Origin of the sequence: Rhodococcus sp. KRD197, assembly GCF_017168235.1 — a bacterium.
Taxonomy (GTDB): Bacteria; Actinomycetota; Actinomycetes; order Mycobacteriales; family Mycobacteriaceae; genus Rhodococcoides.
In genome coordinates, this window is sequence record NZ_JABFAO010000049.1 from 1 (window position 1) to 12,129 (window position 12,129).

Genomic DNA, 12,129 nt, shown 5'->3' on the forward strand with positions numbered 1-12,129 from the left:
GGCGGGGGTGTTTGCTGATGTTCTCGGGGTTTCGGGTGTGGGGTTGGATGATGATTTCTTCGCTCTTGGTGGTAATTCGCTGATTGCCACGCAGGTCGTCTCACGCATCGGTGCCGCCCTGGACGCACAGATTCCGTTGCGGACGATCTTCGACTCGTCCACCGTCGAGGGCATGGCTGTCTCCGTCTCACGTGTTGCAGGCACGGGGGCACGGTTGCCCCTCGTGTCCGGACGACGGCCTCGTTACGTTCCGTTGTCGCTCGCACAGCAACGCATGTGGTTTCTCGACAAGTTCGAACCGAACTCGGCTGCCTACAACATTCCGATCGTCGTTCGGCTTCAAGGAGACCTCGACTTCGAGACGCTGTCCAAAGCTATCGATGACGTCCGTGAACGCCACGAATCGCTGCGCACGATCTATCCGGAAATCGATGGTGTCGGGCATCAAGTGGTGGTTCCACTGCAGGCGAACTCATTCGAGCTCGGATTCGACGAGTGCACCGAAATCGAAGCACTGGAGCGCATCAAGACCCTGGTCACGCGGGGCTTCACACTGGCGCAGAGTGCGCCGTTCCGAGCGCACCTGTATCGACTCGGTGATGCCGAGAATCTTCTTGCCGTCGTCGTCCACCACATTGCAGCCGATGGATTCTCGATGGGCCCGCTGGTGCGCGACATCGTCACCGCATATTCGGCGAGGTCCTCCGGAACGCCGCCGCCGTGGCGGCCGCTGGCGGTCCAGTATGCGGACTACGCTGTGTGGCAACGGGATATGCTCGGCGACGAAACCGATCCCGAGTCCGTCATGAGCAAGCAGATAGCCTATTGGACTTCTCGGCTCGCCGGTGTGCCCGAACAACTGGATCTGCCGACCGATCGACCGCGGCCCACGCACGCCACCGAACGCGGTGCTGTGCATTCCTTCGCTGTCAGTGCTCGTCTGCATCGATCGATCGTGGAGCTGGGACTCGAACTCGGGTGCACCCCGTTCATGGTCGTGCATGCCGCGTTCGCGGTACTCCTGGCTCGGTTGTCCAATACCGAGGACGTCACTATCGGTACTCCGATAGCAGGCCGCGGTGAGCGCGCCCTCGACGACGTCATCGGTATGTTCGTCAACACCTTGGTTCTGCGCACCGAGATCACCGGATCACGTTCTGTGCGAGACCTGCTCGCAGCAGTACGTGAGATCGATCTGGACGCGTTCGCGCACTCCGACGTTCCATTCGAGCGCTTGGTCGAAGTACTCGATCCACCGCGATCCACGGCACGACAGCCGCTCTTCCAGGTGATGCTGGCTTTCCAGAACCTCGAGCGAAGCAAGGTCGAGCTCCCCGGCATTGGCGCAGCCGGAGTCGAACTCGAAACCGGTCTGTCCAAATTCGACCTGTATCTGACCGTGTCCGAGAAATTCGACAGCGCGGGTGAACCGCTCGGCATGCTCGCTCAGTTCCTCTATCTCACCGACCTCTTCGACGAAGCCACTATCGTCACCGCAGGTGAGCGCCTCAGAGAAATTCTCGAAACCATGGTGGCCGACCAGTCCGCGCTGATCGGCGACATCGACATCCTGACCACCGACGAGGCTATGGCCGTCAACGAGAGGTGGGTAGGAACAGCCGCGCCCGAGAGCAACGAACTGCTGCTCGACCGCTATCTGGCCGCAGTACGACAGCAGCCCGAGTCCGTTGCTGTCACCTTCGAGGAGAAGTCGCTCACCTACTCGCAGTTCGATTCTCGGGTGAACGAGCTCACCCGGTATCTGCTCGCTCGGGGCATCGGGCCCGAGTGCGTCGTCGCCGTGGCGATCACCCGGTCGGTGGAGATGCTGGTCTCCATCTATGCCGTGGTCCGGGCGGGTGCTGCGTACCTACCCGTGGACCCCGACCAGCCACACGAGCGAATTCGGTACGCGCTCAGCAGCGCCGATGTATCGCTGATCCTGTCGACCTCGAGCGACCTCCTCGGCGTGGACGGATTCGAGATCGTCGAAGTCGATACGCTCCCACCGGGGCGCTACTCGAACGCCACGATCGACGAGAAGGAACTGGCTGCCGGGGGCCCCGACAACGCCGCCTACGTACTGTTCACATCCGGATCGACGGGACGCCCCAAGGGCGTCGTGATCAGTCACCGGGCAATCGTGAACCGACTGAACTGGATGCAGTCCGAGTACAGTTTGCGCGGCGAAGACGTCGTGGTGCAGAAGACACCGATCACATTCGATGTGTCGGTGTGGGAACTGTTCTGGCCACTGCAGTACGGCGCCAGGATGGTGGTTGCTCGTCCGGGAGGCCACCGCGATCCCGCCTACCTCGCGCATCTCCTGCGTGAGCACTCTGTCACCGTGGCCCACTTCGTGCCCTCGATGTTGGCGGTGTTCGCAGAGGAACAAGCGGTTGGCCACATCGACTCGATCCGCTGGCTCTTCGCCTCGGGCGAAGCGCTGCCCACAACAACAGCACGGGCCGCGGTGCAGGCATTGCCGTCGACACGGTTGGTGAACCTGTACGGGCCGACCGAGGCCGCCGTCGATGTCACGTTCCACGAGGTGACCGAGGACGATACCGTCGTCGTACCGATCGGCCGCCCGGTTTCGGGCACCCGAGTCCACGTCCTCGACGGGCGCCTGAAGCCGGCCGTGCCCGGTGTCATCGGCGAGCTCTACCTCGGTGGGGTACAGCTGGCCCGGGGCTATGCCTCTCGCGCCGACCTCTCTGCCGAGCGGTTCGTCGCCAACCCCTTCGGTAGCGGCGAGAGGCTCTACCGCACAGGAGATCTCGTCCGGTGGAACCGAGCCGGCGAGATCGAATACGTCGGTCGCAGCGACTTCCAGGTCAAGCTACGCGGCCAACGCATCGAACTGGGTGACATCGAAGCCGCGCTGCTGACGAATCCGGGTGTGTCTCGAGCCGTGGTCGCGCTCGTCGACGATCCTGCTGTGGGCGAGACGATCGTCGGATACATCGTGTGCAGGGCGGGGCTCACGCTGGACCCCGACGAGGTTCGCGGGACGGCAGCCGGCGCACTACCGGACTACATGGTGCCCACCTCGATCATGATCATGGACGCTTTCCCGCTCGGACCCAACGGCAAGCTCGACCGACGCGCACTTCCCGAGCCGACGGTGCGGATTCGTCCCTTCCGTCCGCCGTCGACGCCGGTCGAAGAGATGATCGCCGAAACGTTCGGAGCTCTGCTCGGTGTGGAACGTATCGGGTTGGACGACGACTTCTTCTCCCTCGGCGGCAACTCGTTGATTGCCACCCGGGTGGTCGCGCGACTCGGGGTGGCATTCGGCGTCGAAATTTCCCTCCGCACTCTGTTCGAGGCTCCCAGCGTCCACGCACTCGCTGTGCGAATCGAGCACGAGACGGCTACCGGCTTGGATGCGGGCGGCTCGTTGGAGAGCAGTCTGTTCGGACGGCAGCCGATGCAGGCCCGACGCGACCGCGACACACCAGCGCCACTGTCGTTGGCCCAGCAGCGGATGTGGTTTCTGAACCGTCTCGACCCGGATTCCGCTGCGAACAATGTGCCGGTGATCATCAGCCTCGAGAGTGAACTCGACGTCGACGCGCTCGTCCTGGCGTTCCGGGACGTCCTCGCGCGTCACGACATCCTGCGGACCGTCTATCCCGACATCGACGGTGTGGGGTACCAGGTGGTCGAGCCACTCGCTGCGGGTGCAGTGTCCTCGGATCCGGTTGTCTTGGAGATCGAGCAGATCGACCCGGGAGAGGCGAGGCCTCGCGCACTCGAGATGCTGGGCGGCGGTTTCGATGTCACTGCCGGTGTGCCGGTGAGGGCAGCGTTGCTTCGCGAGTCCCCCCAGTACCATGTACTGGTCGTTGTGGCCCATCATATTTCGGTCGACGGCTTCTCCATCGGTCCGCTCACACGCGACCTCGCCCAGGCTTACGCGGCGCGCGCGTCAGGTCAGGCCCCCGGCTGGTCGCGTCCCGCACTGCAGTACGCGGACTTCGCGGTCTGGCAGCGAGAGATCCTTGGGGCAGAAGACGATCCATCCTCGATTGCCTCCGCGCAGCTCGACTACTGGACAAGGCAGCTCGTAGATCTACCGGACGAGATCGAGCTTCCGACCGATCGCCCACGCCCGGCCGAAATGTCGTATCGAGGGGCAGCGACCTCGGTCGCCGTCGACGCGGTACTGCGTCGTCGGATCACCGCCCTCGCCAACGCAAGCGGTGTGACGCCCTTCATGGTGATGCACGGTGCCTTGGCTGTACTGCTCGCGCGCATGTCCGATACCGACGATGTGGCCATCGGCACGCCGGTCGCGGGGCGGGGCAGCGCCGAGCTCGACGACATGATCGGCATGTTCGTCAACACGCTCGTTCTCCGCACACAGGTCGATTCCGCGCTCACGTTCGCCGAATTGCTCGCCGAGGTCCGCGAGAGCGACCTCTCTGCGTTCGCGCACTCGGATGTGCCGTTCGAGCGGATCGTCGACGTGGTGGATCCGGAGCGCTCCCGTGGGCGGCACCCGCTGTTCCAGGTGATGTACACGTTCCAGAACCTCGAAGGCACCAGACTCGAACTCGGGGGCCTGACCGTAGGCGGGATCGAACTGGACACCATCCATGCGAAGTTCGACCTCCAGATCACTGTCTCGGACAGTCACGACTCCGCGGCAAGTGTCTCCGGGTGGAATGTCGAATTCGTCTACGCGACCGACTTGTTCGATCGATCGACGGCCGACGCTATGGGGGCGAGATTGTTGCGCCTTCTGACCGGACTGCTCGACGCACCCGATCGACCGGTCGGCGACATCGAACTCGTCGATCCGTTCGAACGCGCGCGCCTGCTGCAGACCTGGAGCGCGTCGAGCCCGGACCACCCGATGGCCATCGGGACCCTCGTCGACCGCTTCGACGCCGTCGTAGCTGCTTCACCGGATCGCACCGCGGTGCGATGGGATGGGCAATCGTGGTCGTACGCCGAGATCGCGCGGCGAGTCCGGGCACTTGCCCACCAGCTGATTGCATTCGGCGCCGGTCCGGAAACCCTGGTGGCGGTCGCGCTTCCGCGGTCGGTCGAGTTGGTGGTGGCCCTTTTGGCGGTCTCGACCTCCGGAGCCGGCTACCTGCCTATCGACCCCTCGTACCCGACCGACCGAATCCAGTTCATGGTCGACGACGCAAAGCCGATCGTCGCCGTCGCGTCCGGGCTAGACATCGATTTCGGTGGTGTCCCGGTGCTCGACCCGAACGCAATCGATCCTCTCGGCACAGGTGGAAGCCCGCTGACGGATGCGGACCGGCGTGCGCCGTCGACGCCGCAGAACGTTGCCTACGTGATCTACACCTCCGGATCCACCGGCACTCCCAAGGGGGTGGCCGTCACCCATGAGAACGTGCTGCGTCTGTTCTCGAACACGCAGCCCGCCTTCGGTTTCGGTGCGGACGACGTCTGGACGATGTTCCATTCCTACGCGTTCGATTTCTCGGTCTGGGAGATGTGGGGGCCGTTGATCCACGGAGGCACGCTGGTCGTGGTCGACTTCGACACCTCCCGCGCCCCCGAGGCTTTCAGAGATCTGCTCGTCGACGAGCGGGTGACCGTCGTCAACCAAACGCCCTCGGCCTTCTATCAGCTCGCCGAAGCCGACCGCGTTCTACCGGATGCAGAGTTCTCGCTCAGATACGTGATCTTCGGAGGCGAAGCCCTCGAACCTCGACGGCTGGAGAATTGGCTTGCCCGGCACGGCGACGGGACAGAGGACCATCAGCGCGGTCCGGTGCTGGTGAACATGTACGGCATCACCGAGACCACCGTGCACGTATCGATCCGCTTCATGACGGCACACGACGTGCCATCTGCCTCGATGATCGGCGTCCCGCTCCCCGGGTTGCGCACCTATGTGCTGGACCGCCGTCTGCGGCCGGTCCCCGTCGGTGTCGCCGGGGAGATGTATGTCGGCGGTGGCCAGGTGAGTAGGGGGTACCGGGGACGATCGGCATTGACCTCGACGAGGTTCGTCGCCGATCCCTTCGGGTCTGATGGCGATGTCCTCTACCGCACGGGCGACCGAGCGCGATGGGTGAGCGCGCACGGCGGAGCCGAGTTGGAGTACCTCGGCCGCGCCGACGATCAGGTCAAGTTGCGAGGCTTTCGGATCGAACTGGGTGAGATCGAAGCAGCAATCTCGGGTCGCGAGGATGTCTCGGCTGTCGCGGTGATCGTCCGCGAGGATCACGCGACGGGACCGCGCTTGGTCGCTTACCTGGTTCCGGTAGACGGCGATTCGCTCGATCTGGACGACATCCGCCGCGGTGTGGCAGCTCAGGTACCCGACTACATGGTGCCCTCGGCCTTCGTTCCGGTCGAGACGATCCCGCTGACGGTCAACGGCAAGCTCGACCGACGCGCCCTGCCCGAACCGGAGGCCGGCGGTCGGGTGTTCCGGGCGCCCTCGGGCGCGGTGCAAGAGATCGTCGCCGAAGTATTCGAAGACGTATTGGGCTGTGGGAGAGTCGGTTCCGAGGACGACTTCTTCGCTCTCGGAGGCAACTCGTTGATCGCGACGCGCGTGGTGTCGAGGCTGAGTTCTGCACTCGACGCTCGGGTGACAGTTCGATCTCTGTTCGATGCTCCGACGGTGGCAGGGCTCGCCGCACTCCTCGGGGCGTCCGTCGGTGAGGGCAGCACCGGGAAGCTGTCCGCTCGTCCTCGTCCCGCGGTCGTGCCCCTCTCGTTCGCGCAACAGCGGATGTGGGTCCTCAACAGGATCGATCCGACATCGACGAGCTACAACGTCTCCCTCGCTCTCAGGCTCAGCGGGCAGCTCGATACCGATGCGCTCGCGGAGGCGATCACCGATGTGCTCGCAAGGCACGAGACCCTGCGCACACGATATCCAGAGGTCGGCGGAACCGGTTCGCAACAGGTCATGTCGGTGACAGACGTCGAGTGGGACACCACTCCCGTGCCCGTTCGCGACCGAGATGTCGCCGAGCAGGTGCGCACCCTGCTCGGGACGAGCTTCGACGTGAGCACTTCAGTTCCCGTGCTGGTCCGCATCCTGGCGCGGTCGGCGGACGAACACATACTCGTACTGGTCGTCCACCACATCGCGATCGACGGTTTCTCCCTGGGCCCGCTGACTCGGGATCTGATGACGGCCTACGCGGCGCGTTCTATGGGGCAGGAACCGGGCTGGGCGCCCCTCGACGTCCAGTACGCCGACTTCGTTCTCTGGCAACGCGATGTGCTCGGCGAGAGCAGCGACCCTGCCTCGATCATGTCCGCTCAGGAATCGTTCTGGCAGCGCACGTTGGCCGAGATCAGGCCGCAGACGGGCATCGCCACCGACCGCCCACGAGCGGCATCTGCGTCCGGACTGGGCCGAACTCACGAGTTCACGGTGGACGGCGCTGTGGTCCAGGCGCTGCACGAGACTGCGCGCGAACACAATTCGACGCTGTTCATGGCCCTGCACACCGCCCTTGCGATAGTCCTGTCCAAGCTGTCCGGCGACGAGGACATCGTGGTCGGTACTCCGGTCGCGGGGCGAGGCGAGGCAGCCCTCGACGACATCGTGGGGATGTTCGTCAATACGCTCGTTCTGCGAACCCCGGTGTCGCAGGACGTGTCGGCATCCGACGTCCTGCAGATCGCGCGTCGGGTGGATCTCGAGGCCTTCGCGCATTCGGATGTGCCGTTCGAGCGCGTCGTCGAGTTGGTGGACCCGCCGCGCGCCCGGTCGAAGTCTCCGTTCTTCGATGTGGTTTTGGCGCTTCAGAATCACGGCGTCGCCAGCCTCGATCTGCCCGGCCTGTCGATCTCCGGCCTCGAGATGCCGAATCCGGAGGCCAAGTACGACCTGCAGTTCGTCTTCTCAGTCGGTCCCGATTCGGACCGACCGCAGCTGAACTGCTCGCTGATCTACGCCACCGACCTCTTCGACGCGGCCACCGTCGCCGTGCTCGAAGAGCGGTTGCTCGCAGTGCTGGACGTGCTCGCTCGCACGCCAGATGCACTCGTTCGTGACATCGACCTCCGCACTGCCGCCGAGCGAGCCGAATCCGACGGTTCGGGTGGGGTAGCAACCTCGGGTGGGGTAGCAACACTGCCGCACGCCCGAACCGTCGCGGACATGATCGACGCGATTGTCGAAGCGGACCCGGACGCGCCGGCGGTGATCGCCGAAGACGAGGTGACTTATCTGGAGTTGGGTGGCAGATCTGCCCGTCTCGGACGGTACCTGGCGTCCCGCGGCATCGGCCCCGGAGACCGCGTGCACGTCGATCTGCCGATGTCGGTCGACGGGGTCGTAGCTCTCTGGGCTGTGTGGTGTGCGGGTGCGAGTGCCGTCGTCGTAGGCCAGGTGGCCGGCCAGGTCGACTCGGGGCGATCGATCCGCGCGGACTGTGTTCTCACGGCCTCGGCGGCTTCGGGCCACGCCACGGGCACAGTATCCGGCTTCGCACTCGATGATGCTGAGGTCCGAGCGGCCATCGCAGCGCAGTCGCCGCGGCCGATCGGCTACGCCTCGCGAGCGGGAAAACTGTCCGGAGACGAAAACGCGCTCGTAGTCGTCTCCGACCGCGGCCAGGACGTCCTTACGCACGCCGAGCTGGTGGCGCGGGCGCTGGCAGAGGCGGACGCGTGGTCCGTCGGCTACGACTCGCGACTGATGACCGGTCTCGGTGGTTCGGCCGAGTCGGTGTCGGGTTGGGACGCGTTCGGTGTGGCCGTCGCAGCTGCGCTCGGGGCGGCAGTGATCGTGCTGGGGCAGCCCGCATCGACGGAAGCTGACCTGGTGACCGTGCTCGAAGAATACGACGTCACGCACGCGTTCGTACCGTCCGCGGTGTCGCTCGATGGATTCGAGTCCGAACTCGAGGCGGTGGTCCGAACCGATGACGACCGGCCAGCGCCGTGGGCACACCTCGATGAGGCGTGAACCCGAGGATCGGGAACAGCGGTGCGCGGTAGGGCCGCACGAACTAACATTTCCCGGACACTGCCGGCGAATTGTCGGTTATCGGAAGGGCGCACCGAAATGGAACCAGTGACATCCGAACCGGAAGGCTCCGCTTCGACGGCTTTTGCGGAGCCGTACGACATCAGTGCCTTCCACCGGTTGCAGCTGCAGGGAACCGGCAACAAGCTCGGCTACTACGCCGGCGCGGTCAAGCGCGGGCTGCGCTACCAGGTATTGCCCCACTACTGGGGAAACCCTCCATGGTGGCGATTGAAACACCGCTCACTCGTCGGCAGCCGGGTGCTGCCGGACTTCGCATGTCTCGGTGCGATCAAGAGCGGCACGAGTGATCTGTCCACCTACCTGTTTCAGCATCCGTCGATCCTGCCGCCGCTGTCGAAGGAAATATTCTCCGACCGCCCCGAGACATGGCGTCCGCACTACCCGACGGTTGCCGAGATGGACAGTGTTCGGGCCGAAACCGGGCATGCATCCACTGGGTATTTCACCCCGTGGATGCACCATCACCCGCTGATGGACAACTATCGAGCGGCGTGCCCCGACGCCAAGATCATCCTGATGCTGCGTGACCCCGTGGAGCGTGCGTACTCCCACTACAAGTGGGATCTGTTTCTCGGCGGCCGAGCTCAATCGCAGATCCCGTACTACGCGACATATGCCGAGTACGTGGACATGTCACTCGATCTCTTCCCCGGGATGCCGTATCCATCACCCTCGGGATTTCCCCTGCTTCAAACTGGCATCTACGCCAAGTCGACAGCGAAGTGGCTCGATCGCTTCGGCCGTGATCGCGTGCTCGTCGTCAAATCCGAGGACTTCTTCGCGAACCCGGTTTCAACCGTGTGTTCGATTCACGAGTTTCTCGGGCTGCCGCCGACGCCGCCGACCATGCACAAGGCGGTCAATCAGAACCCTCTGACTGCGCCGCGCCAGGACCCGGAGTCTCGAGCCCGCCTGGCCGAGTTCTACCGACCGTTCAACGAAGAGCTCTACGCCCTACTCGACCGCGACCTGCAGTGGACTTGAAACAACATGTCATTCGGATTCGGCGCACACCAGTGGGTTCGTGTTCGAGTAATTCGGATCCAGCGCGGTACTGATCATGTACGACACATCCGGATCCCGCGTGAGACCCATGTGTGACGCGGTATTGCCCGGGCACAGGTCCTGGGCCCACAGGTTGGTCACCTGACCCGTCCCACGGTCGTCCAGAAAGGTGCGCTCTGGCGGAGTCACGATCTGGTCGTCCCGCGTGGCAATGACGGTGTAGTCGACACCGGGCATGACCTCGCTACCGGCGTTGAGTTTGCGCAGCATCGGCGATCCGATGAGCTGCTGACTGCCGGCGACGCCGAAGACGAGTTGTGAGGTGAAGTCGCGAGGGATTCCCACCGATGTGGCCAACAGATAGAGCTGTTGCAGGCCGTTGAAGTTCGTTCCGTGATTGGTAGCTCCCAGCGTCACCAGGTTGCGAACCTTGCTTGCGGACGGGTCTGCGGGATTCGAGCCACCGTTGAACTTGAGGTATTGCCGTGCCATGGTGCCGCCTTGCGAATGGCCGACGAGGTCGACCTGCTCAGCGCCGGTGCTTGCGAGCACCGCGTCGACGAACTCGGCGAGTTCAGCGGCCGACTTTTCGATGTCACCGATTCCCCACACGAGCTGGCTGTGGTCCCACATCACCGGCATGGCGCCGTAGTTCAGGGCGAACACGCAGTAGCCCTGGGCTGCGAGTTCGGGGGAGAGGACGGGCCAACTCTCCTGCATGTCCGTGTCGGTGCCGTGTACCAGGACCACAGGGCGGGGGTGCGCTTCCGACGGGTTGCAGGACCAGTCGTTGGCTCCCTCGGGCGGGGCTCCCATTCGTTCGAGCGAGTCGAGTCGAGGAGTTGCGGCCGGCTGGGCTCCGGCCGTGGGAGCAGTTGCAACCGCGCCGACCAGTACGAGGAGTGAAAAGAAGATCGAAAGTAATGTCCTGGTGTGACGCGACATGCAGTCGACCCTCACTCTGACTCCTTGCTGTGTGGATTCGGGGGATGTGTGGATTCGGGGGATGTGTGTATTCGCTAATCCCGAAACATCTCGATAATCCAGCATTACTGGAGCTGACACAAATTGCAAATCCCGGTAGAAGGTAAAGGCGATATTCGGCGGCGTCATCAATTGATGCGTCGTTGGCCGAACGGCCGTTATGGCCTCTAGCTGCAGTTTTGTTCCGGCGAATAGTGAAACGAGCGAGGGCCCCGATTAGATGCGAAAACTTGCCCGAATGCATGTTGCGTGGACATGGAGCAATTGATTTATCGGCGGAAACTTCCTATGGACCGAAAAGTAACAATGAAACCGTTCGGTGCGTGGTGACGCTTATGCGGTCGACGATGCACGTCGATAGCCCTTGATTGCCGGATAGAGAAACACCAACACCATGCCCAGTGACCACGCCAATGTCTGCAATACCGGAGTCAGCGTCGGACCGCCGAGCGCCAGCGCCTTCATCGCGTCGACCGCGCAGGACATCGGCTGCGCGGCGACGACGGGCTGCAACCATGTCGGGTAGGCCTGAACAGGGACGAAGCCGGAGTTGAAGAACAGCAGCAGCGTGCACAGAATCGAGACGAGTTCGACGAGGGGAGCGTCGCCGGAGACGGTCGCCAGGAACGTCACCATCACCGCGAAGCCGACCCCGAACACGATCGGTAGCAGGATGAGACCGAAACCCGCCAACAAGCCCTCGTTGAAGCGAAACCCCAGCGCAAAGCCCATGGCAACGATCACCAGGGTGGTGACGAATATCCGGACTACCTCCGCCATCATCCGGCCGACGAGTCCGGCGGCGCGGTGTGTCGGGAGGGTCCAGAAGCGGGCGAGCAGTCCGTTGTTGCGCTCCTGCTTGAGTCCCACGGCACTGACGATCGACCCGAACATCGCACCGATCAGGGCGATCAGGGGAACCTGGCCGTACACCGCCGGTTGGCCGGTCGCCATCGAGATCGAGTTTCCCAAGACGACACGGAACATCACCAGCATCAGTGCCGGGTACAGCACGGCCTGAATCATCGTGGTGGGGTCGCGTAGCCAGCGCGTCAGCAGCCGTTTGCATTGGATGAGGCTGTGCGTCCACAGCGCCGCCATCGACGTCTCAGGCCACGGGTGGGTGG

The 12,129-nt window shown here is 63.8% G+C and carries 4 protein-coding genes; 2 read left to right on the forward strand and 2 right to left on the reverse strand.

Annotated elements, in window-relative coordinates; translation table 11 throughout:
• The first annotated feature begins 7 nt into the window (after window positions 1–7).
• Together J1M86_RS23995 and J1M86_RS24000 are read left to right on the forward strand one after the other, a co-directional pair.
• Complete coding sequence (locus tag J1M86_RS23995; protein ID WP_307786731.1) at window positions 8–8,929, forward strand: non-ribosomal peptide synthetase; 8,922 nt, start codon at window positions 8–10, stop codon at window positions 8,927–8,929.
• A gap of 99 nt (window positions 8,930–9,028) precedes the next feature.
• Window positions 9,029–9,997, forward strand: a complete 969-nt coding sequence (locus J1M86_RS24000; protein ID WP_075838817.1) for a sulfotransferase — start codon at window positions 9,029–9,031, stop codon at window positions 9,995–9,997.
• 9 nt (window positions 9,998–10,006) lie between these two features.
• Here J1M86_RS24000 and J1M86_RS24005 read toward each other — a convergent pair whose 3' ends face one another.
• Window positions 10,007–10,978 carry an alpha/beta fold hydrolase gene (locus tag J1M86_RS24005; RefSeq protein WP_307786732.1) on the reverse strand — a complete coding sequence of 324 codons (972 nt, stop codon included), beginning with the start codon at window positions 10,976–10,978 and terminating at the stop codon, window positions 10,007–10,009.
• Window positions 10,979–11,335: 357 nt separating this feature from the next.
• On the reverse strand, window positions 11,336–12,129 hold a 794-nt coding region (locus tag J1M86_RS24010), incomplete at its 5' end, for an ABC transporter permease (RefSeq protein ID WP_206511642.1).